At 50.2% G+C, this 22,225-nt stretch carries 25 protein-coding genes; 17 read left to right on the top strand and 8 right to left on the bottom strand.

Features of this window, described 5'->3' with window-relative positions:
- Nucleotides 1–56 precede the first annotated feature (56 nt).
- Nucleotides 57–1,346, top strand: coding sequence for a dicarboxylate/amino acid:cation symporter (locus EA58_RS00095; RefSeq protein WP_036747480.1), 1,290 nt, complete (start codon nucleotides 57–59; stop codon nucleotides 1,344–1,346).
- A 445-nt stretch (nucleotides 1,347–1,791) separates the two neighbouring features.
- The gene (gene aspA / locus EA58_RS00100; protein WP_152547886.1) at nucleotides 1,792–3,222 is read left to right on the top strand and encodes an aspartate ammonia-lyase; all 1,431 of its coding nucleotides are present in this window, start codon (nucleotides 1,792–1,794) and stop codon (nucleotides 3,220–3,222) included.
- A gap of 130 nt (nucleotides 3,223–3,352) precedes the next feature.
- Here aspA and EA58_RS00105 read toward each other — a convergent pair whose 3' ends face one another.
- A complete protein-coding gene (locus tag EA58_RS00105; protein WP_036747482.1) occupies nucleotides 3,353–4,258 on the bottom strand; it encodes a LysR substrate-binding domain-containing protein in 906 nt (301 codons plus the stop codon).
- Nucleotides 4,259–4,693: 435 nt separating this feature from the next.
- Here EA58_RS00105 and EA58_RS00110 point away from each other — a divergent pair, with 435 nt between their 5' ends.
- The 8 genes from EA58_RS00110 (at nucleotide 4,694) to EA58_RS00145 (ending at nucleotide 8,986) form a co-directional block, all read left to right on the top strand.
- Nucleotides 4,694–5,071, top strand: coding sequence for a GFA family protein (locus EA58_RS00110; RefSeq protein ID WP_036747579.1), 378 nt, complete (start codon nucleotides 4,694–4,696; stop codon nucleotides 5,069–5,071).
- Nucleotides 5,072–5,146: 75 nt separating this feature from the next.
- Nucleotides 5,147–5,602 carry a GNAT family N-acetyltransferase gene (locus EA58_RS00115; RefSeq protein WP_036747581.1) on the top strand — a complete coding sequence of 152 codons (456 nt, stop codon included), beginning with the start codon at nucleotides 5,147–5,149 and terminating at the stop codon, nucleotides 5,600–5,602.
- 52 nt (nucleotides 5,603–5,654) lie between these two features.
- Complete coding sequence (locus EA58_RS00120; RefSeq protein WP_036747483.1) at nucleotides 5,655–6,029, top strand: nuclear transport factor 2 family protein; 375 nt, start codon at nucleotides 5,655–5,657, stop codon at nucleotides 6,027–6,029.
- Nucleotides 6,030–6,040: 11 nt separating this feature from the next.
- Nucleotides 6,041–6,961, top strand: coding sequence for an alpha/beta hydrolase family protein (locus tag EA58_RS00125; protein WP_036747484.1), 921 nt, complete (start codon nucleotides 6,041–6,043; stop codon nucleotides 6,959–6,961).
- Nucleotides 6,962–6,981: 20 nt separating this feature from the next.
- Nucleotides 6,982–7,437, top strand: coding sequence for a GNAT family N-acetyltransferase (locus tag EA58_RS00130; RefSeq protein ID WP_036747486.1), 456 nt, complete (start codon nucleotides 6,982–6,984; stop codon nucleotides 7,435–7,437).
- Between the two features lie 40 nt (nucleotides 7,438–7,477).
- The gene (locus EA58_RS00135; protein WP_235199512.1) at nucleotides 7,478–7,987 is read left to right on the top strand and encodes a DUF2867 domain-containing protein; all 510 of its coding nucleotides are present in this window, start codon (nucleotides 7,478–7,480) and stop codon (nucleotides 7,985–7,987) included.
- Nucleotides 7,988–7,997: 10 nt separating this feature from the next.
- The gene (locus EA58_RS00140; RefSeq protein ID WP_036747491.1) at nucleotides 7,998–8,444 is read left to right on the top strand and encodes a GNAT family N-acetyltransferase; all 447 of its coding nucleotides are present in this window, start codon (nucleotides 7,998–8,000) and stop codon (nucleotides 8,442–8,444) included.
- Nucleotides 8,441–8,986 (top strand): GNAT family N-acetyltransferase, encoded by a 546-nt coding sequence (locus EA58_RS00145; RefSeq protein ID WP_051641791.1) that lies wholly within the window; start codon nucleotides 8,441–8,443, stop codon nucleotides 8,984–8,986. Before EA58_RS00140 ends, EA58_RS00145 begins: the two co-directional genes overlap by 4 nt.
- A 98-nt stretch (nucleotides 8,987–9,084) precedes the next feature.
- On the opposite strand, the gene EA58_RS00150 is transcribed toward EA58_RS00145, so the two are convergent.
- Entirely contained in the window at nucleotides 9,085–9,558 is a 474-nt protein-coding gene (locus EA58_RS00150) for a peroxiredoxin (RefSeq protein ID WP_036747495.1), read from the bottom strand.
- Nucleotides 9,559–9,708: 150 nt separating this feature from the next.
- Between EA58_RS00150 and EA58_RS00155 the strand changes: the two genes are divergently transcribed.
- The 6 genes from EA58_RS00155 (at nucleotide 9,709) to EA58_RS00180 (ending at nucleotide 14,011) form a co-directional block, all read left to right on the top strand.
- Nucleotides 9,709–10,344 (top strand): HAD family hydrolase, encoded by a 636-nt coding sequence (locus EA58_RS00155; RefSeq protein ID WP_036747498.1) that lies wholly within the window; start codon nucleotides 9,709–9,711, stop codon nucleotides 10,342–10,344.
- Nucleotides 10,345–10,374: 30 nt separating this feature from the next.
- Nucleotides 10,375–10,920: a ribosomal protein S5-alanine N-acetyltransferase gene (rimJ, locus tag EA58_RS00160; RefSeq protein WP_036747501.1), complete on the top strand. Its 546-nt coding sequence runs from the start codon at nucleotides 10,375–10,377 to the stop codon at nucleotides 10,918–10,920.
- Between the two features lie 56 nt (nucleotides 10,921–10,976).
- The gene (locus tag EA58_RS00165; RefSeq protein ID WP_036747504.1) at nucleotides 10,977–11,420 is read left to right on the top strand and encodes a GNAT family N-acetyltransferase; all 444 of its coding nucleotides are present in this window, start codon (nucleotides 10,977–10,979) and stop codon (nucleotides 11,418–11,420) included.
- Between the two features lie 58 nt (nucleotides 11,421–11,478).
- Nucleotides 11,479–11,934: a GNAT family N-acetyltransferase gene (locus tag EA58_RS00170; RefSeq protein WP_036747586.1), complete on the top strand. Its 456-nt coding sequence runs from the start codon at nucleotides 11,479–11,481 to the stop codon at nucleotides 11,932–11,934.
- A gap of 495 nt (nucleotides 11,935–12,429) precedes the next feature.
- Nucleotides 12,430–13,095 (top strand): hypothetical protein, encoded by a 666-nt coding sequence (locus EA58_RS00175; RefSeq protein ID WP_036747507.1) that lies wholly within the window; start codon nucleotides 12,430–12,432, stop codon nucleotides 13,093–13,095.
- 145 nt (nucleotides 13,096–13,240) lie between these two features.
- Complete coding sequence (locus EA58_RS00180) at nucleotides 13,241–14,011, top strand: hypothetical protein (protein WP_036747510.1); 771 nt, start codon at nucleotides 13,241–13,243, stop codon at nucleotides 14,009–14,011.
- Between the two features lie 78 nt (nucleotides 14,012–14,089).
- Here the strand turns inward: EA58_RS00180 and EA58_RS00185 are convergent, their stop codons facing one another.
- Genes EA58_RS00185 through EA58_RS00210 form a run of 6 tightly spaced genes read right to left on the bottom strand, consistent with a single transcriptional unit; the run spans nucleotide 14,090 to nucleotide 20,079 of the window.
- Nucleotides 14,090–15,817, bottom strand: a complete 1,728-nt coding sequence (locus tag EA58_RS00185) for an ABC transporter substrate-binding protein (protein WP_036747511.1) — start codon at nucleotides 15,815–15,817, stop codon at nucleotides 14,090–14,092.
- 22 nt (nucleotides 15,818–15,839) lie between these two features.
- A complete protein-coding gene (locus EA58_RS00190; protein WP_036747512.1) occupies nucleotides 15,840–16,112 on the bottom strand; it encodes a DUF2160 domain-containing protein in 273 nt (90 codons plus the stop codon).
- A 23-nt stretch (nucleotides 16,113–16,135) separates the two neighbouring features.
- The gene (locus EA58_RS00195) at nucleotides 16,136–16,936 is read right to left on the bottom strand and encodes a carbohydrate ABC transporter permease (RefSeq protein ID WP_036747514.1); all 801 of its coding nucleotides are present in this window, start codon (nucleotides 16,934–16,936) and stop codon (nucleotides 16,136–16,138) included.
- A 20-nt stretch (nucleotides 16,937–16,956) separates the two neighbouring features.
- Nucleotides 16,957–17,826: a carbohydrate ABC transporter permease gene (locus EA58_RS00200; RefSeq protein WP_036747515.1), complete on the bottom strand. Its 870-nt coding sequence runs from the start codon at nucleotides 17,824–17,826 to the stop codon at nucleotides 16,957–16,959.
- On the bottom strand, nucleotides 17,816–18,988 hold the full coding sequence (locus tag EA58_RS00205) for an ABC transporter ATP-binding protein (RefSeq protein ID WP_036747516.1): 1,173 nt from the start codon (nucleotides 18,986–18,988) through the stop codon (nucleotides 17,816–17,818). Before EA58_RS00205 ends, EA58_RS00200 begins: the two co-directional genes overlap by 11 nt.
- Nucleotides 18,988–20,079: an ABC transporter ATP-binding protein gene (locus EA58_RS00210; protein WP_036747518.1), complete on the bottom strand. Its 1,092-nt coding sequence runs from the start codon at nucleotides 20,077–20,079 to the stop codon at nucleotides 18,988–18,990. The genes EA58_RS00205 and EA58_RS00210 overlap by 1 nt, the downstream gene beginning before the upstream one ends.
- Before the next feature lie 248 nt (nucleotides 20,080–20,327).
- Between EA58_RS00210 and EA58_RS00215 the strand changes: the two genes are divergently transcribed.
- Nucleotides 20,328–22,208: a sigma-54-dependent Fis family transcriptional regulator gene (locus EA58_RS00215; protein ID WP_051641798.1), complete on the top strand. Its 1,881-nt coding sequence runs from the start codon at nucleotides 20,328–20,330 to the stop codon at nucleotides 22,206–22,208.
- Nucleotides 22,209–22,225 lie beyond the last annotated feature (17 nt).

A 22,225-nucleotide genomic window follows, 5' to 3' on the forward strand; every position in this document is an offset into this window, starting at 1 on the left:
CAGCGAAACAGAAACGAGGGGAGATCCCGATTTCTGTCAATGGAAGAGGAAAAAACATGGAATATGCAAACCTGAAGCCGTCGCCAAAAGGCGTCTGGGGCCGGCTCGCTTTATGGAAGAAGATTCTGATCGGAATGATTCTGGGGGTCGCCGCTGGGAGCCTCCTTGGCCCGGATGCTGAAATTCTGAAGCCAATCGGCACCTTATTTATTAACGCCATTAAAATGCTGATTGTCCCGCTGGTTTTCTGTTCTCTGGTGGTGGGCGTGACCTCGATGCAGGATACCCGAAAAATGGGCCGTATTGGCGCGAAAGCCATTGCCATTTACCTGTCAACGACGGCTGTAGCGATTAGCATCGGTCTGGGGCTGGCGAGCATTCTGGCACCGGGGGCCGGACTGGAAATGACGGCGGCTGCGACGGCTGCGGAAGCCAAAGAAGCCCCGACGCTGGTTCAGACACTCCTCAGTTTAATTCCCAACAATCCTATCAGTGCACTGGCCGCGGGTAACATTCTTCAAATTATCGTTTTCGCTTTGGGCTTGGGTGTTGCACTGAATCTGTGTGGTGAGAAAAGCAAACCGGCTGTGCAGGTATTCGAAAGCCTGGCTGAAGCCATGTACAAGCTGACTGAGCTGGTGATGAAACTGGCCCCTTACGGCATCTTTGGTCTGATGGCCTGGGTCGCCGGTAAATACGGTCTGGAAATTCTGCTGCCGCTGTTCAAAGTGATTGGCGTGGCCTATCTGGGCAGTCTGCTGCACGTGCTGCTGTTCTATCCTGCGGTGATCAAAGTGGTGGGCCGTCTGAATCCGATGCCGTATATCAAAGGGATTCTGACTCCGGCAGCCGTCGCATTTACCACCACCAGCAGTTCAGGGACGCTGCCGGCAAGCATTAAATGTGCTCGCGAAGAGCTGGGCGTGTCGAAAGGCGTTTCCAGTTTTGTTCTGCCGTTAGGTGCGACGATTAACATGGATGGTACGGCACTGTATCAGGGTGTGGCGGCGATCTTTGTCGCGCAGGCGTTTGGTGTGGATCTGGAATTTGCCGATTACGTGACCATTGTGATGACCGCCACGCTGGCATCGATTGGTACAGCAGGGGTTCCGGGCGCGGGTCTGATCATGTTGTCTCTGGTTCTGACCACGGTGGGTCTGCCGATGGAAGGTCTGGCGATTATTGCCGGGATTGACCGGATTCTGGATATGGCCCGGACCACAGTGAACGTTTGTGGTGACCTGATGGTGGCTGTACTGGTCGGCCGAAGCGAAGGAGAGCTGGACAGTAAGATCTATCACAGCACAGACAAACCTAATCTGGTGGCGGGTGAAGAGACGGCATAAAAATAGCCTCAGATTTTCATTGTTGTATGTGGAGGCCAGCCATTCGTGCTGGCCTTTTTGTTTTTTCACAGATGACGGAGGATCAGGGAAAAGTGAGATAAATCTCCTTTTGGAACAAAAGTTTTAATTTACGCTTTGAAAAATATAGTTTTCTGTTGTGCATATCTTGCATGGCAGTCTGGATGTCTCTTTTGAATGGATATAATCATGCCGCTGAAATGGCAGGTTATGAGTAATTATCCAATCAAAGCATATATGCTGTCAGTCCGTTGTTCTTAACAATAAATGTCGGGTGAATGCAATCGCTTCAGCTATGCATTAATTGCATTGTGGCTTACTTTTCAGCATTTCCTTTCGACCGGGAAAAAGAACATTGTATTTACACCCAAGCATTTGAGATGGCTTTGGTAAATCTCTTTTCTGTCATGAGTCAAAGGTGACCACTATGCTAGACACTGCCCAAAAGGTACGAATTGAAGAAGACCTGCTCGGCAAACGTGAAGTTCCGGCTTCTGCTTATTATGGCATCCATACCCTGCGTGCTTACGAGAACTTTAATATTTCAACGATGCGCATTTCAGATATCCCTGAATTTGTTCGTGGCATGGTGTTCACCAAAAAAGCAGCGGCGAAAGCCAATATGGAGCTTGGTGCGATTTCGGCGGATGTTGGCCATTACATCATTGAAGCCTGTGATCTGATTCTTGAAACCGGAAAGTGTATGGATCAGTTTATTTCTGATGTATATCAGGGCGGCGCAGGCACTTCGGTGAACATGAATGCGAACGAAGTGATTGCCAACGTTGCCCTTGAACTCAAAGGTCATGAAAAAGGTGAATATCACATCATCAATCCGAACGATCATGTGAATAAAAGCCAATCAACCAACTGTGCTTATCCAACGGGCTTCCGGATTGCGGTCTACAACAGCATCATGAAGCTGATGGGGTCTATTGAACAGCTACAGGCCGCGTTTGATGCTAAGAGTGAAGCATTTCAAGACGTTTTGAAAATGGGTCGTACCCAGCTTCAGGACGCGGTTCCGATGACGGTTGGTCAGGAATTCCATGCCTTCAGTATTTTGCTGAAAGAAGAAATTAAGAACCTGCACTATGCGGCGACGCTGCTGCTGGAAGTGAACCTGGGTGCGACGGCAATTGGGACCGGTCTGAATGCCCCTGCGGGTTACCAGCCACTGGCTGTGAAATATCTGGCAGAAGTGACCGGCCTGAACTGCGTGCCTTCCGAAGACCTGATTGAAGCGACTTCTGACTGTGGTGCTTACGTGACGGTTCACGCGGCGCTGAAACGTCTGGCCGTGAAAATGTCGAAAGTCTGTAACGACCTGCGTCTGCTGTCTTCGGGTCCGCGTGCCGGTCTGAACGAAATTAATCTGCCGGAAATGCAGGCGGGTTCTTCCATCATGCCTGCCAAGGTGAACCCGGTGATTCCGGAAGTGGTGAATCAGGTCTGCTTCAAAGTGATTGGTAACGATACAACCGTCACCATGGCGGCTGAATCTGGCCAGTTGCAGTTGAACGTGATGGAGCCAGTCATTGGTCAGGCGCTGTTTGAATCCATCAACCTGCTGAGCAATGCCTGTATTAACCTGGCGGAGAAGTGTGTTTCCGGGATTACGGTGAACCGCCAGATCTGCGAAGACTACGTCTTTAACTCCATTGGTATCGTGACTTACCTGAACCCTTATATTGGTCACCATGAAGGGGATATCGTCGGTAAGATTTGTGCCGAGACCGGTCGCAGTGTGAAAGAAGTGGCGATGGAGCGTGGTTTGCTGAGTGAAGATGAGTTGAACGATATCTTCTCAGCGCAAAATCTGATGCGCCCAACGTATAAAGCAAAAATGTATAACTAATCGAAAGAATAATAACGAAAGGTCTGTACCTCGACCTTGGCCCTGAATGGGCTGGGGAAGAGGATTCGCCTTCACCCTACACCCTCCCTGTTTCAGGGAGGGTTTTTTTATGCCGGAAGATTTTTGGGACTTAATCTCTGCCCAGCAAACCGTCAATCGGACTCATTTTACTCATCGCACTCCAGATGGCCTCACAGGTTGCATGTAAGCGGGAGTGATACCGGTAGACATATAAATCCAGCGGGACCGGTTCTCTGGCAGACAGAATTTGCAGGCGTCCTGCGGCCAGTTCATCTTTGATGGCATAGTCCGGCAACCAGCTGATTCCTTTCCCCTGCATCACCAGTGCTTTGATAAAGTCGGTCATGGAAGAGGTGCATACCGTATTTTGCGTCAGAACCCGATTAGAGCGTTGTAAGGCGCGGCCCATGTAGCTTTCCGGAGTGTAGTCCAGACTGGGAACCGCATCATTTTCAGCCGGGTCGAACAGGGCTTTGCCATGCTCGTCTACCGCGGAGACGCAATAAAGATAGCTGCGTCCAAGGTGGATCGAACGGTAAGGTGCCACTTGCAGCCGGTCTTCATAGAAAGAAAACAGGAAGTCACATTTACCGTCAATCAGCAGTTTGACCGCTTCATCCACTTCATTTGCCACCACGGAGAGCTGGGTATTCAGCACCGGGTTAAACAGACAGGTATGTAATTTCGGCAGCACACTGATAGCCATTGAATGGGAAGAGCTGATCCGTACGGTATGGCGACCCAGAAATGAGCTGCCCGACAGTCGGTTCACTTCATCATCCAGTTGCTGAAGGATCGACTGAGCCGTTGTTTTAAACTGCTTTCCGTGCAGGGTGAGTTCAATCGGCGTTTTGCTGCGATCAATCAGATTCAGTCCAAGCTCAGTTTCCAGTGACTTGATCCGTCGGCTGAACGCTGGCTGAGTGACGTTTCGTATGGCAGCAGCATGTGAAAAGTTCCTGAGCTCCGCGAGTGTCAGGAAATCTTGCAACCATTTGGTTTCGATATTTTTCATTTAATCAAAGGCTGTTTCATCGAAGAATGAAGGTCAACAGACCCTGGCTCAGAGCGAGCTATTTCCGGATAAGATTACCAAATCCCGCATTTTTTATCCCATACAGCTTTGTAAAATAAATCACTGGCATCAGCCAGTCACAGTCCCGCTTTCCCGGTCTGCCTGTCGAAGCAGATTCTGTGGTTGCGCGAATTCATTGGGGACTTTCCTATCTGGGTGCCGATTGCAAACTGTTGCGTCGCTTATTGCGTAATCGCACAGAATCAAATTTCGTTAAAATTTTGAGATGAAACTATGTGCATAAAAACGTAAACTGCGTGACAGGCTAAGCGATTCGCTGGCACTTGTCGTGACATGAGTGGGTTGGGCAGACTGTGTTCTTGCCCCCGCTGAGTTATGCGATTCAACCGCTTTCGGAACAAGGGAGGGATGCCTGTGGAGATGAAACCGGTTCATCAAGCGAGTTGCCATTGCGGTGCTGTGGTGCTCGAACTCAAAATGCCGAATGGCCTGGAAGATCCGCGCCGTTGTTCGTGTTCCATGTGCCGGAAAAGAGGGGCGATTGCCGCTTCCGTGTTGCTGGAAAACCTGAAAATCGTGAAGGGCGAAGATAACCTCACGCTGTATCAGTTCAATACGATGACGGCAAAACATTACTTCTGTAAAACCTGCGGGATTTATACCCATCATCAGCGTCGCTCCAATCCGCATCAGTTCGCGATCAATGTGGCTTGTCTGGAAGGTGTGAACCCCTATGAACTGGAGCCGGTCAAAATTTACGACGGAATTCACCACCCTTCGGATCAAAACTGAAGTCGTGGGTGTGTATTTTTCAGTCACTTTTCAGGATGAAGTCAGAAAAATCATGCAAGAATGGATGGCATATTCATGGAATTAACGTTCAGAGAAGCACAAGCAGAAGATTTAGAACATCTGGTCGGGATGCTGGCGGATGACATTCTGGGGAGCCAGCGCGAAGACGCTTCCTCTCCATTGAACCCAGTTTATCTTTCTGCGTTTCAGGCAATTCAGTCCGATGCAAATAACAGCCTGGTGCTTGCCGAAAATGAAGGGCAGGTGATGGGAATGCTCCAGCTGACCTATATTCCGTCTCTCACCTTGAAGGGGAGCTGGCGCTGTCTGGTGGAGGGCGTACGCATCCATTCTGCCTATCGCGGATTGGGTTGTGGCGAGAAATTGTTTGAATACGCGATTGACAGCGCAAAACGCAAAGGGTGCGCCATGATCCAACTGACCAGCGATAAATTACGGCCGGATGCCATCCGGTTTTATGAAAAACTGGGGTTTACAGCCAGTCATCAGGGAATGAAGATGAAACTGTAGATTTCCCGCCCGATGAATCAGGAAAATATCTGAACGGACCAAAGGGAGAAACATGAACAACATATTGCTCAATGAAGTCAGAAGCGCAGAAGAAAAATTAAAGCAGGCCATGCTCAACTCTGACACCGATGTCCTGTCAGATTTACTGGCCGAAGATCTGATTTTTACCAACCATTTGGGACAGCGTTTGACCCGGGAAGATGATTTATCTGTGCATGCATCCGGTCAATTGAAAATTCAATCGCTAGAAGTGTCTGACGAGATGTTTTATCAGGTTGGGACGTTCACGATTGTGAATGTCAGGACCGATATTACCGGCACTTATGGCGGCGAAGCGGCGAACGGGCAATTCCGCTTTACCCGTATCTGGCTGAAGAAAAACGGCAAGTTACAAGTGAAAGCAGCACATTCGTGCCTGATTGCTTAACGGGAGATGAAATGCGTCAGATTCTTTGTTTCACCATGTTTGTCCTCCTCACTGTTTCCGCTGCATTTTCAAGTTCAGTCGTGGGCGAAACGTTCAAAAGAGCTGATGGTTCGGCGATTACTTATTATCTGAAAGGTGGTGGCGGGGACAAGCTACTGGTATTGATTCAGGGTTCAGACTGCAACAGCGTTTATCACAATGACACGATCAATCTTCAATTCAGTCAGGTGATGGATGATGCAGATATTCTCACCGTGGAAAAATATGGCATTGATCAACATCTTGTCTGGCGTTCGGAAGCTGAGCGCGAAGATTGTCCGGAATCTTATCTGAAGCATGATTCGCCACAACAGCGCGTGAAAGACTACCGTGCGGTCATTCATCAGTTGACTCAAGCCAAGCCATACCGGCATGTGGTTGCGCTGGGCGGCAGTGAAGGTGCATTGGTGGCGAACTTGCTTGGGGCTGACAGTGATCAGATTGATGCTGTCGTGGCGCTCAATGGCGGCGGACGTTTTTTCATCGATGATGTGCTCTATAACATGCAGTCGCAAATGCCGCCGGACGCTTACCCGGAAGCGGAAGCCGGTTTTCGGCAGTTTGCGCTGTCTGTAATACAGAATGATGCCATGAATATCACCGTGAGCGGACATGGTTTCCCGTGGTGGAAAACCATGCTGACCCTGGATCAGCAATCTGTGCTGGCGAAAGTGACAGTGCCTTTGCTGCTGATTCAGGCAGAGCAGGACATCAATGTTGATCCCGATTCTTTTACAGTCATGGTGAATGCATTGAAAGACACTCGGCCAAATCTTCAGTCACGCACTTATGCCAGCCTAGATCACCGGTTTCAGGATCAGGCAGGGCAGAGCCATACGGAACGGGTTGTTCAGGATGTCAGGCAATGGCTGATGACAACCCTGCGCGAATAAACAATCTCACTGGTTAACAAATGGAAATTGTGAAGTATGCAGCCGAGCATAAAAATGATTGTGTTCTGGCATTCAAAAGTAATCTGGATAAATTTTTTGCAGCCGCTGAACTGGATGAATTTATAACGTTTCTGGAGACTCAGGCGCTGAGTTCGCCGTATTTCGTGTTGATTGAGGAAGGGCGGGTCATTGGCTGTGGTGGTCTCAGTGTTTATCAGGGCATCAGCTATCTATGCTGGGGACTGGTGCATCGGGCATATCATCGTCGTGGTCTGGGCGCTTTACTGACCGAATACCGGTTAGACTGGATCCGCGCTGAAAACTTATCTGATCGCGTGAAAATTGAAACCTCTCAACATACCCAAGGCTTTTATGCCCGGTACGGTTTTGATGTGACAAATGTCGTTCACAACGGTTTCGGCGAAGGGATCGATCAGGTCACCATGGTGCTGGATTTATCTTCGGAGCACGCTTGAACTGATTTTTGAAATTCATTTTATGGAAAGGAGATTCACCGTGACGCTTCCCTCGCAATCCGGGATTCATTCCCTTTCGAAAGACGCTTATTTCTTTGACAGCTATTCGACGACCATCCCTTATCGCAACCAGTCAGCGCTTGATGTGTATTTTGTACTCGTCAAAGAGACACCATCCTGGGTGAATCGGTTAATGGCTTTACGCAATCAAATTGTCAGTTATCTGGGGCTGAAAAATCTGGGCCATATGGCCGACATTGATGTCCATAAACCCAGTACTGCGTATCAGGTCGGCGACAAAGTGGGAATATTCTCTATTTATGCCGTTTCTCATCAAGAAATTATTTTAGAGGATCGGGATAAGCACCTGGATGTCAGAGTGTCTTTCTTCGTTGAGCCAGACGGAGAGACAGCCACAGTGCATGCCAGTACGGTCGTGCAAGTGAAAAACTGGCTCGGTAAGCTGTATATGTTTTTTGTCGCGCCAGTGCATAAAGTCATTGTGCCGACGTCTCTCAAAAAACTGCAATACGCAGAAAACCAGCGGTAAAGAGAACTGTATGAATGTCCATTTATTAGAAACGCATGACTGTGAGAAACACTCGGATTTATCTTCTGTGCTGGATGTGTTGCTGCAACTCCGGCCGCAGTACGACCGGGCATCGCTGCTGGCGCAGATTCAAACACAGCAGGCGCAGGGCTATCAGGTTGTTTACGTGAAATCCGGCGATCAGGTGCTGGGTGTCGCGGGCTTTGTCGTTACTGAAAAGCTGGCCTGGGGCAAGGCGATTTATGTCGATGATTTGGTGACGGATCAGCATCACCGCAGTCAGGGCGTCGGTGACTGTCTCATTCAATGGCTGAAAGATTATGGTCAGGCGCAGGGGTGCAGGCAACTGCATTTAGACTCTGGTGTTCAGCGCTTTGCAGCGCACCGTTTTTATCTGCGTCAGGGCTTTAATATCGCCAGTCATCATTTCTCGATCACCGATATTGAAAGTGAATGATGACGCATCTTCGTGAAAAAATGCCAGAGCAGGCGCAGTCTGTGAAAATTTCACCATTGCGACCGGAGCATACTGAAGCGCTGTTTGTATTTGAACAGGAAAATCGTGACTGGTTTGAACAATCTGTACCTGCGCGGCCACAGCGTTACCATGAATTGGTGACTTTCCGTGCCGTCATTGATGAATTATTGCAAGCGCAGGCACAAGGTGATTGTTTGTTATTCGTGCTGGAAGAAAACGACTGCATTGTTGGCCGGGCGAATCTTGTCGATATTTCTGCATCAGGGGCTGAAATCGGATACCGGATCGGGCAATCGTATGCGGGACAGGGGCTGGCAACCTTGGCTGTGAAGCATCTGTTGCAGGTCGCGAAGCAGGATTTCAACCTCGAAAAGGTTGTGGCGAGCACAACGATGAATAACTTGGCATCCAGACGTGTGCTAGAGAAGTCAGGGTTTGGGGTCACCAAAGAAGAGACAGATGCTGTGGTGTTGAACAACGAACCCCTAACCATGCTTCACTTCGAATGCGATCTGGCTTGAATACAAAGCTTAGATGCTTCACTTGAAATATAGCCAGCCGCAGGACAGTGATAAAAACGGAAGATGACTCTTCCGTTTTTTAATGCAGTCGGATTGAATTACAGCAGTTCGAGCAGTTTTTCTGCTTTACTGACTTCAAATTCTTTCGGTGCTTCAATATTCAGCCGGGTCACCACACCATCGTCGAGCAGCATGGCATAACGTTGTGAACGCACGCCCCCAAATTTCTCGGTATCCATTTCCAGTCCAAGTGCTTTGGTAAAGCTGCCATCACCGTCGGCCAGCATCATGATTTCAGATGCATTCTGTGCTTCGCCCCAGGCTTGCATCACAAAAGCATCGTTCACAGAAACACAGGCAATCAGATCAACGCCTTTGGCTTTCAACTGGTCGGCATGGACCACATAACCTGGCAGGTGAGACTCAGAACAAGTCGGTGTAAATGCGCCCGGTACGGCAAACAAAATGGCTTTTTTGCCGGCGAACAGCTCGGTGACATCATGATTGACCATGCCGTCTTTGGTCAGTTCACTGAGCGTGGCATTCGGGAGTTTCTGGCCTTGCTGGATCATGTTTGATTTCCTTTCTTCATCAATGAGATTCAATTCAGTCTAGTCTGATTTCGCAGCAAGAAACACAGAAAAAAGATAGGGTTATCTGGTTAACTTCATCTGCCGGGCTGGCATAATACGGAAGATACTGAAAAAGAGACGGATGTAAACATGAAAGGATATCAGGCTTTCCTCTTTGATATGGATGGCACGCTGGTGGACTCAGAGCCATTGAAAGGCTTGGCCTTGGCTTTAGCCTGTCAAGATTTTGGGGCGTCAGTGGAAGCGGTGATCTATCAGGGTGTGATGGGAGAGAACTGGCAAACGGTGACGGGACATTTCTTTAGACATGCGGGAATTTCACCGGATTTAGACGAATTTAATCAGCATTTTCGAACGTATTATGAAGCTTTGCTGACCGACCGGGTTTCTCTGAATCCCGGTGCCAGAGATTTTATTCACGCATTAAAAGCAGCCGGGAAGCAGTGTGCCATTGTCAGTTCTGCAGCAACCTGGATGGTTGAGCAGATTCTGGATGATTTGCAGCTCAATGGTTTGTTTGATTTGGTGATCACACAAGAACATGTTTCTCAACATAAACCAGACCCGGAAGCCTATGTGCTGGCACTGAGCCGGTTGAATCTGTCGCCTCATCAGGCACTGATTTTTGAAGATTCTGAAGCGGGTGTCATCGCTGGCGTCAAAAGTGGATGTGAGGTGATCGCATTTTCACATGCATTCAACGGCAAGAATGATTTGAGTCAGGCCAGCCGAATCATTTCGAGTTATGAAGACCTGCGTCTTTGAATGTTTTCCTGCAATGAAAAGTAAAGTGTTATGAAAATGATTGTCACCCCAAGAACCACATTAGAAATTTTACCGGCCGAAGACGCAGCGTTGCTGCTGGCTTATTACCAGGAGAATCAGGCCCATTTAGCGCCATGGGAACCGATTCGGGACGAAAATTATCTGACCTTACCGAACTGGCAGACGCAGTTAGCGCATGCGCAAGCGGCCTTTGACGCAGGCAGTGAATACCGCTTTGTCGCGCTGAATCATTCACGGACCGAGGTGGTGGGCGTCTGCAATTTTACCGGGGTGGCAAGAGGGCCATTTCAGGCATGCTATCTGGGTTATTCGATTGCGAAAAAATATGAAGGTCAGGGGTTGATGCAGGACATTCTGGAAGCTGCCCTTGATTATATGTTCCATGAAGTGGGTTTGAACCGGGTCATGGCTAATTACATGCCCGCCAATGAACGCAGTGGACATGTGTTAGAAAAACTGGGATTTGAAAAAGAAGGTTACGCCAGACGATATCTGAAGATTGCCGGGCAATGGGAAGATCATGTCCTGACGGCCAGAGTGAAAGCAGATAAGTAAATACTCGCTTTTGAATAACAGCAGACAGAAATTGTGGCTCTTTCAAGGAGGAAAACATGCAGGATTATGCAATCAGTACCGATCAATCCCGGTTGGATTTTCGGGTCATTCACGGTTTTCTGGCCAACAGCTATTGGGCGAAAAATATTCCGGAAACCGTGATGAAAAAAGCTATTGAACATTCCCTCTGTTTCGGGATTTATCACGTCACTGGGGAACAGGTCGGTTTTGCCCGGTTGATCACGGACAAAGCGACCTTCGCATATTTAGCGGATGTGTTTATCAGTGATGCGCACCGAGGCAAGGGACTCAGTAAAAAGCTCATGGACGACATCGTTCGTCATCCTGATTTACAGGGGCTCCGACGGATGGTGCTGGCAACCCGCGATGCACACGGCCTTTATGCACAATACGGCTTCCGGCCGATTCAGCATCCGGACAGTTTTATGGAAATCTGGCAGCCGAATGTGTATCAGACTGCGGGGCAGGCATCCATGTGATGCAGATGGTGGCGGTATGTGCGAAGCCGCGCCATTCACGATTTGGGATGAGGAAAATATGGATATTCACTTGAGCGCGGTGTCAGAAGATGAATTTGACGCACTCTTTTCTGTCGTCAAACAAAGTCTGTATGTTTATGTTGATTCAGTGTTTGGCTGGGATGATGATTTTCAGCGCCATCGCTTGAAAACAGACTATGAACCGAATTGGTTTTACTGGATTGAAGTTGCTGCTGAACGCGTTGGCTTACTCTGTTTTAAGCCGTACGCATGTGCCTACCATATTCATTTGCTGATTGTGCTGCCCGAATTTCAAAATCAGCAAATTGGTAAAGCGATGATGTATGAACTTCATCATCGGGCTCATCGTGAAAACCGAAGCCGCGTGACATTATCCAGCTTTGCCTGTAATACAAATGCCATCCGTTTTTACCAGTCATTAGGTTATCAGGTCGAAGCGCGCGATGAGCATTTCTTCTCTCTGGCGTTTAGCCTTGCTGATTTTCAGGCATAACCGAAGGCATTTGATATCCCGTTTCTTTTTGTTATCCCTTTTGTCTTTTGTCTTTTGTCTTTTGTCTTTTGTCATCCTCGTGAAGGTGGGGAGCAAGTGACTTTTCAGGATAAATTGTGCGGAAGATGAGGGGGGGGAAATGAACCTGACAGATTGCTTTCATCTCGTGCTCTGTGGATTCCCGCCTTCGCGGGAATGACGATAATCAATTGATTTTAAATAAAAAGTGTTCGATTTTTATTAAAGGGCTGGTGCGGGAGAGACAGAATTCGAAGTCAGCGCCTTCGTTCTACAGAAAAATCAGGTGGCTTGGTTGAAGCCTGATTTTTATTCATTCTTCAACTGCATACGCCCCCCTCAGCATGTGTCCCGGTATCTGTTTGTATTATCGAATGGGATGCATATTTTATTATTGTTGTAATCCAAAAGGTCGCTTTATTTGTTCGTTGGAAAATCCCATTTTCCTTTGAGTCATTCCTTCAATGCTTGAGAGGAATGCCAGCGTTTGATTTTCAGGAGAAACAGCGGATGGATTGGTTTCGACGTAGTGTTGTGATGCTTTTAATTGTCACCCTGACAGGATGCAGTGGCCCACTCAGAACAGGGCTTTGGAAAGAACCTTATTACGATGAAACTATTTCAGGGTTTTATCTGAATCCGAAAGAAGGTGTGCTGCTGATTTCAGGGGAAAAATACAGCTATATCATTCAATGCGAAAGCTTACTCTGTGATTATGCGCAAGCGAGTCGTCAGTTGGAAATGAAGACCTCATTTTGGGGTTTAACGCTCAATCCGGAAGGTATGGTTCAAGGTAGTGTATCTTTTGAACCTGATGTGGATCTCTCACGGCCAATTGATCCTGTCCTGGAAAAAAAATATAGGGATATGAGGCTGCTTTGGATAAAGCATGGTTCTCTCGTGGAGAATCGTCTGGATTTTTCGTTTGCAGCAAAACGATATGAAGTGGAAGGGAAATTGCCTTTCCAAGTGTTGGAAACTCCGCTGAATATAAAAATCAAGACATTCGACACCAATTTAGAAAAAGTCGGTAAGATGGTTGTGACTCCTGTTGCGATTGTTTTAGATGGCGTTTATTTTGTCTCACTGACTTCTTTGTTCCTTCTCTTAATTGCAACTGGAAGTAACTTTAGTGTGCGTTAATACCTTATTTTTCTGCGTGTCAATCGCGAAGTGCGTTTTACATTGTTTCTACTCATCCAGCTATGCGTGACGTGAGTATGGCATGGTTGAATTTAAGTTCGAGTGAAAGCTTTATTTTTGGGCCAGTTAACTGAGGAAAATCATAATGACATTAAAAAAAGTTCCGAACGATCATCGCGATGCTGTGACCGTGTGTCTGACCTATGTGGCAGAAAACGTGACCTCGTTTGATGACATTTTTATGTATCGACAACAACTTCAGGAAACCTATAAAAACCACACTATCCTGATTACCCTCGATGATTATCATCAGGCACGTTACACATCCATGCATCGAACAAATTCATCTGATTTAGATGATTATGAAGCGCTGGCGGAGCAGTTCGATGTCCATTCCGATGAAGATTATGAAAATCTGTCCCTTGATTTGAAATTTAAAATTCGGGAAATCAACTTCAAGAAAGCATTTATTTCAGAACACAGTGAATTTGAGTCGTACTGGTTGGAATATGAAAAATATCCTTTCTTCAAGCAAGCAAATCTCAATCCCATTGAGGTTTTAGATAAAGATATTTTCTTTCTTATCGTGCCGGTCGATGACACTCCTCTGGCTTTAACTGCTTTGCCAAACGGGTATTTTGGTTGTGATATGGAGCCAAATGACATTTATGAAATGTCTGAGCATTTGCGGAAGATTTATGGCTTCGAGTTTTACGGGATTGGCGCATCGCTGCTCTGCTATCAAAAAACAAAACCATTAAATCACACGGAAGCGAATCATCTCATTGATCATTTCTTCACCATCACCAGCATGGAAGATGATGAAATTGAATACACGGAAGATCCCGGTATCAGAAAAGAGCTGCAAGACATGATTCTGAACCGTGATTATTTGTTTCTGATTTACACGGAATAAAGGCTGGGAGTGATTCCACAGACATGAACTCAAAATATCAAGGGAGGCATCGCCTCCCTTGCTCTTTCCGTTCCCTTCTTACTGCTGCCAGGACTTCAGCAGTTCTGCATACTGAATGGTGACGCCTTTGGGTTTCTCGTTCGCCAGTTTGGCTTTGGGTGCGCCGGGTTGCGAGAGCCAGTATTTGGCATCTCTGGGCTTGTTGAGTTTTGGCCCGCACTCCCCTTGTACATCAGCACGTTCCAGACGTTGTAACACGCGATCCTGTGCTTTTGCCAGGCCGTCCAGTGCCTGCTGAGGCGTTTTCTCGCCGTTGGCAGCTTCCGCAATATACTGCCACCAGAGTTGCGCCAGTTTCGGATAATCCGGCACGTTGGTCCCGGTGGGGGTCCACTGAACCCGGGCCGGGCTGCGGTAAAACTCAACCAGACCGCCCAGTTTCGGCGCAGCCTGGGTCATGATGTCGGTGTTGATGTCTGACTCACGAATCGGCGTCAGGCCAACCAGCGTCTTCTTCAGCGACACGGTTTTCGAGACGGTGAACTGCGCGTACAGCCAGGCGGCTTTGCGGCGCATGGGATCGGTGGACTTCATCAGCGTCCAGGAACCGGCATCCTGATAGCCCAGTTTCATCCCTTCTTCCCAGTACGGGCCTTTGGGTGAAGGTGCCATCCGCCATTTCGGCGTGCCGTCCGGGTTGACGACAGCCAGTCCCGGCTTGGTCATATCGGCCGTAAACGCGGTGTACCAGAAAATTTGCTGCGCGATATTCCCTTGTGCCGGAACCGGACCCGCTTCAGAGAAGGTCATGCCCTGTGCTTCCGGTGGCGCGTACTTGCGTAACCAGTCGACATATTTGGTGGTGGCGTAAACGGCTGCCGGGCCGTTGGTTGCACCACCCCGTTCAACGCTGGAACCGACCGGACGACAGCCTTCGACGCGAATGCCCCATTCATCAACAGGTTTGCCGTTCGGCAGTCCTTTATCACCGGCACCGGCCATTGAGAACCAAGCGTCGGTGAATCGCCAGCCTAATGACGGGTCTTTCTTGCCGTAGTCCATGTGGCCGTACACGCGCTGGCCGTCGATTGTTTTTACATGATCCGTAAAGAATTCTGCGATGTCTTCGTAGGCAGACCAGTTGACCGGAACACCCAGTTCATAACCGTAAAGGTCTTGAAACTGTTTCTGCAAATCTTTGCGCTCAAACCAGTCGGCCCGGAACCAGTACAGGTTGGCAAATTGCTGGTCGGGAAGCTGGTAAACTTTGCCGTCCGGACCGGTGGTGAAACTCAGGCCGATGAAATCATCCAGATCCAGGGTCGGCAGGGTGACGTCTTTTCCTTCACCGGTGATGTAATCGCTGATGGGGATAACCTTGCCATAGCGGAAGTGGGTGCCGATCAGGTCGGAGTCGTTAATGTAGGCATCATAAATACTGCGGTTGGACTGCATCTCAGTTTGCAGTTTTTCTACCACATCCCCTTCCTGAATCAGATCGTGGGTGACTTTGATGCCGGTGATTTCTTCAAAGGCTTTGGTCAGCACTTTCGATTCATATTCATGGGTGGTGATGGTTTCCGACACCACTTTGATTTCCATACCCCGAAACGGTTTGGCCGCTTCGGTAAACCAGGCCATTTCTTTCATCTGTTCATCTTTACTGAGTGACGACTGCGCAAATTCATCGTCGACCCATTTCTTTGCGGCATCGCTGTACGGGTCAGCCAAGACTGCCGGGGACAGCAGCAGGGTTATTATCAGCCCGAGCGTGGTGGGTTTCGGTACAGGGTGTTTCCGGTTCATGATTGAACTCCTTTGTTTTGTCTTAACCCCAACGAAGCACAATCGCGAGCCACAACACGGATAGCGTGAACGGTATCCAGATGGACAGGTCGGTTATGCCAATAAAGAGCAGGTGGATGTAGGCGCTGCTGAGCAGGCCGATAAACAGGCGATCGCCCCGGGTGGTACTGATCGGCAGAAAGCCTTTGCGTTCGGTGCAGGGTTTACGGATTTCATAGAGAGTCATCGTCAGTAAAATGCCGGCGATGGTGATAAAAAACAGTGCACTGGGCAGTGTCCAGGCCATCCACTTCATGATCGTCTCCTTGTTGACGTCTGTTACACCCGGCCCAGTGCAAAGCCTTTGGCGACATGGTTGCGTACAAACCAGATCACCAGCAGTCCGGGAAGAATGGTCAGGACTCCGGCGGCTGCCAGCACGCCCCAGTCAATGCCGGATGCACTGACGGTGCGGGTCATGGTGGCGACAATGGGCTTGGCGTTCACCGAGGTCAGGGTCCGGGCCAGCAACAGCTCGACCCAGCTGAACATGAAGCAGAAGAAAGCGGTTACGCCAATGCCGGAGCGGATCATCGGCACGAAGATCCGGATAAAAAAACGCGGAAAGCTGTAGCCGTCGATGTAGGCGGTTTCATCAATTTCTTTCGGCACGCCAGACATGAACCCTTCCAGAATCCACACCGCCAGCGGGACGTTGAACAGGCAGTGGGCGAGCGCGACAGCGATATGCGTATCAAACAGGCCCACAGAAGAATAGAGCTGGAAAAAAGGCAGCAGGAACACCGCAGGCGGTGCCATGCGGTTGGTCAGCAGCCAGAAGAACATGTGTTTGTCGCCAATGAATCGGTAGCGCGAAAAAGCATAGGCGGCTGGCAATGCCACCAGCAGGGAAATCACCGTATTCATCGAAACGTAGGTCAGCGAGTTGAGATAGCCGCTGTACCAGGACGGATCGGTGAAGATCACCGCATAATTGGCGAAAGTGAATTCCTGCGGCCAGAATGACAGCCCGCCGAGGATCTCCTCATTGGTTTTGAACGACATCATCAGCAGCCAGTAAATCGGCAGCAGCAGAAAAAGGATATAGAGCAGTAATCCGAGGGTTTTCCGGGTTTGCATGTTATTTCTCCTGATCCATCTTATTTTTCCTTGTCCATCAGGGTCATCGAGGTATAGAACAGCCAGCACACCAGCAGGATGATCAGGAAATAAATGATGGAGAATGCCGCTGCCGGGCCAATATCGAACTGGCCGACGGCCATTTTGGTCAGTGCCTGCGACAGGAACGTGGTGGCGTTGCCGGGGCCTCCGCCGGTGAGGACGAAGGGCTCGGTATAGATCATGAAGCTGTCCATAAAGCGCAGCAGCACGCCGATCAGCAGGACGTTTTTCAGCTTCGGTAACTGGATATAGCGGAAAACGGCCCAGTTGGAGGCGCGGTCAATTTTGGCGGCCTGATAATACACGTCGGGAATGGCGCGTAAGCCGGAATAACAGAGCAGGGCGACCAGCGAAGTCCAGTGCCAGACATCCATCACCAGCACCGTGACCCAGGCATCAAGCGGGTTTGACGCGTAGTTGTAGTCCACGCCAATACTGCTCAGGAACCAGCCCAGCAGCCCGATATCCGCCCGGCCGAAAATCTGCCAGATGGTGCCAACCACATTCCAGGGAATCAGCAACGGGATCGCGAGAATGATGAGTACCAGTGAGGCTTTCATCCCCTTGCTGGGCATGGTGAGCGCCACCAGAATCCCCAGCGGTATTTCAATCAGCAGCACACAGGCAGAATAGATAAACTGGCGCAGCAGGGAATCATGCAACCGGGAATCATTGAGGATTTCTTTGTACCATTCGGTGCCGACGAAATAGGTGGTATTCAGGTCGAAAATATCCTGAATGGAGTAGTTCACCACCGTCATCAGCGGCACGATGGCAGAGAAAGCGACCAGTAAAAAGACCGGGACAACCAGCCACCACGCTTTGTTGTTTTCGGTTTTATGTTGCATCGTCGCCTCCGGGATTATTTTTGTCACTGCTTTCGGGAGGTTTTTCGAAAGAACTTTCGAAAGCGCTTTCGCCAATCAGATAGTCATCGGCATAGAGTTTGAGCCACTGGCCCGGAAAACTGACCCAGGCTGCACGGTCCGGGACTGGCGCCCCTTCTGCCAGACGGATTTTGAGCGGGGTCTCTGCCAGCAACACGGTGACAATTTTATAGGTGCCGAGATCTTCGGTATGCGTCACGGTTACGGGAAAACTGTCGTCGCGCTGCGTGTCCCAGATCTGTACAAATTCAGGGCGGATCCCGAACTGAAGCAGGGCCGGCTGTATCTGACTCAGCGCCGCTTGCTGGCTGGCCGACACGGGAATTTTCAGCCCGTTGAAGTTGAGATGCTGCGGAGACGGCCCCCGCTCAACCGTCAGCAGGTTCATGCCCGGGCTGCCAATGAAATAGCCGACAAAGGTATGATTCGGGCGCTCGAACAGTTCACGTGGGGTGCCGAACTGCACGATGTTGCCGTCGTACATCACAGCAATTTTGTCGGCAAAAGTGGCGGCTTCGAGCTGATCATGGGTGACGTAAACCATGGTGAGATTGAACTGCTCATGAATTTGTTTGAGTTTCCGGCGCAGTTTCCATTTCAGCTGGGGGTCGATGACCGTCAGGGGTTCATCGAACAGAATGGCGGAGACATCATCCCGGACTAGCCCGCGCCCCATGGACACTTTCTGTTTCTCATCGGCATTGAGGTTGCGTGCTTTTTTATTCAGTAACGGTGTCAGTTCAAGAATCTCAGCAATTTCTTTCACTTTGCTGCGGATTTTGGCTTCCGGTGTTTTCATGTTACGCAGCGGAAAGGCGAGGTTATCGAACACCGTCATGGTGTCGTAGATCACCGGAAACTGGAATACCTGCGCAATGTTCCGCTCCTGCGGGGCCAGTTCATTGACGACTTCGCCATTGAACTTCACTGCCCCTTCAGAAGGGGTCAGCAGGCCGGAAATAATGTTCAGCATGGTACTTTTGCCGCAACCGGACGGGCCGAGCAACGCATAGGCGCCTCCGTCTTCCCAGACATGATCCATCCGCCGGATCGCGTAGTCGCTGTCACGGGTGGGATGAGGGGCATAACTGTGTGCCAGCGATTCAAGACGGATTTCAGCCATCAGCGGATCTCCCAGCCGGAACGGGCAGCCTGAATCAGCTGTCTGTCCTGCGAAAACACATAGAGTTTGTGGGTGGGCACATAGATGTTGATTCGGGCATCGACTGTGTATTCATGGACGCCCGGCAAGTGCAGTACCAAAGTCAGTTCACGGTTGGACACGTGCAGAAAGGTTTCGCTGCCACTGATTTCTGCCAGCTCAACATCGACAGCCAGTTCTAAATCATCGTCGCGGTTCGGCACCAGTGTCAGGTGGTTGGGGCGAATGCCAAACACATAGTTGCCGGGCGGCAGATCGCCCAGATCGTCATTCAGGGCGAAATGGATATGGTCTGAAAAGGACACGGTATGCTGGCTGACTGTACCTGCGATCAGGTTAATCGGTGGCTCGCCAAACAGCTCAGCGCAGGCGACGGTGGCCGGGTTGTGATAGACCCGCGGGGTCTGACCGGACTGAATGATCTCCCCTTCATGCATCAGCACCACATTACCGCCCAGCGCCAGCGCTTCATTGGGCTCTGTGGTGGCGTAAACCGCGATGGTGTTGCGGGCCGCGAACAGCGCGCGCATTTCCTGCCGCAATTCTTCCCGCAACTTGTAATCAAGGTTTACTAAAGGCTCGTCGAACAGAATGATATCGGCATTCTTGACCAGTGCCCGGGCCATGGCGGTGCGCTGCTGTTGTCCGCCGGAAAGCTCAAGCGGGTAACGTTTCAGATAATCTTCAATGTGCAGCATCCGGGCTGTCTGCATGACCCGTTCATCGATGTGTGCCTTGGGTAATTTTTCCAGTTTTAAGGGGGAAGCGATGTTGTCGTAGACCGTCATATTGGGGTAGTTGATGAATTGCTGATACACCATCGAGATATTGCGTTCACGCACGGGAATGCCGGTGACATCCTGACCGTTGAAGTAAATTCTCCCCTGACTGGGTCTGTCCAGCCCGGCCATCAGACGCATCAGGCTGGTTTTGCCTGCCAGCGTTCTGCCCAGCAGCACATTGAAAGAGCCCGGTTCCAGTTCCAGGCTGGCATCTTTAATCCAGTACTCGCCATCGACTTTCCGGGAAATATTCTCCAGTTTCAGCGACATCTTGCTGCGGGCTCCGTCATTTATCCTGCACAGCAACAGGCGAAAAATGTGCCACAATTATTTAACAATTGAGCCAGGCGTTATCTGCCTGATTTTTCATGCACTTCATTTCTTTCTTGGTTGAACCCGACCGGACTGACCCGAAATGACACTGTTGATTGTGAACGGCGTGTGAACAGTGTTGAGCGTTCAGTCAGCAGATGACAGGGGTCATTGCCAGTGACAAACAGTCAGTGACAGGTTGTGATATGACGAACGAAACACAAGAAACAAAAGAAAAGCAGAACCACGAATCTCTGATTGCTGAGTCCTGGCAGCGTTGCCGGGATTACGGCCTGATCAGCCGGGATACACCCGTGATTGCAAGGCCGGATGAACCCCGGTGGCAGCAGAAACTGGCGCAGGCGGATGTGATGTTGACTGTCACCCGGGAGAAAGTCCTGCCGGGTTATCAAAGCATGCTGGCAAACGCGAACAGTCTGGTGTTGTTGACCGATCAGGATGGTGACCTGCTGGCGCACTGGGGACATCCACCTTTTATGCAGCAGATGCCGGCTGCGCTGTTTGAACCGGGGAGTTGCTGGCAGGAGCGGGTGATTGGCACCACGGCGATTGGTCTTGCGCTGCACACCCGGGAGATCGTCGATATTCGCCGGGATGAGCACTTTCTGGTGCAGAACCGGCAGATGAGTGGCTCGGCGGCCCCTGTGTTTGATCCGCATCGTCAGCTGGTGGGGATTCTCAGTATTGCCAGCGATGCTTACCTGCCGACCACACAGATCCACGGCATGGTGAAGGTAATGTCGCAGGCGATTGAAAATCATCTGATCGAGGCGGCATATGGCCCGTACTTCTGGCAGTGTGTGCTGAATACCAGCCCGGATAACCTCGACAGCCCCTGGGCCGGATTGCTGGTGTTTGATCATCAGGGACAAATTGTGGCGGCCAACCGCCGGGCAGATTTGCTGCTGGGTCAGTCGCTGGCCGGGATCACCTTGGACATGGTGGCGGGTCTGCCGCTGTCGGAGATGAAAGCGGCTGATCCAGCTCGTGTGCTGACCCTGAACGGCTTGGTGTCGATTCCCTTATTTGCCCGAATCAAATCACCGACGCAACCTTTCACTGAACGTGCTGTAGGTGCAGATGCAGTATTGCAAGAAAAGACGAAACCGCAGCAAGGTGAACGCTTACTGACTGCGCTGGATACCGGGGATAAGCACATGGCGAAAGCGGTGACGCTGGCACAGAAAGTTGCCGACAGCGATATTCCAGTGCTGATCCTCGGAGAAACCGGAGTGGGGAAAGAGGTGTTTGTCCGCGCCCTGCATGCGTCGTCTTCGCGAGCAGATGCCGACATGGTGGCTGTGAACTGTGCGGCGATTCCGTCCGAGCTGGTGGAATCTGAACTGTTTGGCTACGTGAAAGGCGCATTTACCGGCGCAAGTCAGAAAGGCAGTTTGGGCCTGATCCGCCGTGCCGATCGGGGCACGCTTTTTCTGGATGAAATTGGCGATATGCCGTTATCGACTCAGGCAAGATTGTTACGGGTGCTTCAGGAAAAGCGCGTGACACCGCTGGGGAGCAGTGAGAGCTATCCGGTCGATTTCCGGCTGGTCTGTGCCACGCACCAGTCGTTACGGGATGCCATCCGGCTCAGGGAATTCAGGGAAGATTTGTATTACCGCATTAATGGCCTGACGGTGACGCTGCCAGCACTTCGGGATCGTCAGGATCTGACTTCTGTCGTGCAAAGCGTATTGACTGAGCTGACGGAAGACGGCGTGCCGGTTGCGGTCAGTGCTGACGTGATGCAGCTGTTCGCATCTCACCTGTGGCCGGGCAATATCCGCCAGCTCCATAACGTGTTGCGCGTGGCGATTGCGCTTGCTGGTGACAAGCCGATTGGTACTGAACACTTGCCGGATGATTTCTTCTGGGATCTGAAAGGCATCGTCCGTGAACAGGAGGGCATCGAACCCGAATTGCTGGAAGAAGACTGGCAGACGGCTTTGCCGAAAGTTTACCGGGCGCTGGGCCGGAACGTCAGTAAAACCGCTGAAGCGATGGGTGTGAGCCGCAATACGGTATACAAGCGCCTGAAACAACTCGGGTTGTGGCATGATGGCTAGTCCAGTACACGATTCAG

Source organism: Photobacterium galatheae (genome assembly GCF_000695255.1).
Lineage (GTDB): Bacteria > Pseudomonadota > Gammaproteobacteria > Enterobacterales > Vibrionaceae > Photobacterium > Photobacterium galatheae.